This is a genomic window from Methylobacterium indicum, from assembly GCF_001043895.1.
Taxonomy (GTDB): Bacteria; Pseudomonadota; Alphaproteobacteria; order Rhizobiales; family Beijerinckiaceae; genus Methylobacterium; species Methylobacterium indicum.
The window spans coordinates 1-603 of sequence record NZ_JTHF01000471.1 but is presented as its reverse complement, the minus strand read 5'-3'; the positions used below and the strand labels follow the sequence as shown (position 1 = coordinate 603).

Here is a 603-nt window from a genome sequence, read left to right as displayed (position 1 = left end):
GCGCCGTGGAGATCGCGGCGGCGCCGCTGACGTAGTTGCCGACGTTCACCAAGAGCAGCGCGTAGATCATGATGATCGAGACGGTCATCATGGTCGACTTGCCGTATTTCTGCGCGATCGCGGCCGAGATCGTGTACTCGCCCGAATCGTAGATCCGGCGGACGATCAGGAGCCCGAACAGCAGGAAGCCGATCGAGGCGCCGAGCACCGACCAGGCGGCGGCGATGCCGGAATTGAACGCTTCCTGCGCGGTGCCGACCGTCGACTTGGCGCCGACGAATTCCGACATCAGCAGCACGCCGACAACGAGGGCCGGCATTGAGCGCGACGCGGTCATGAACTGGGCGTTGGTGCGGCTGCGCAGCTTCAGGGTCAGCCAGCCGGTGAACAGGATGTAGGCGACCACCATGACCGCGATGGTCAGGCTCTCGCCCTCGGTGAATTCATGCATGGGCGTGTCCTCGGGGTGATACTTCGGGCGATTGATTATTTTATGGCTCGCACCTTTTCCCGGACGACTGGAGCGTCAGCGGAAGAAGATCCGGGAGCCAGCAGAGAACGTGCCGCGAAGCGGCTCTGTATGATGCGACGTTGCGAACAGAT

Annotated in this window: 1 protein-coding gene; it reads right to left on the bottom strand. The window is 62.5% G+C overall.

Annotated features, from left to right (window positions below):
* The coding region (locus QR78_RS31565; protein ID WP_048431597.1) for a sodium:solute symporter family transporter at positions 1–451 on the bottom strand (451 nt) is incomplete at its 3' end.
* Positions 452–603 lie beyond the last annotated feature (152 nt).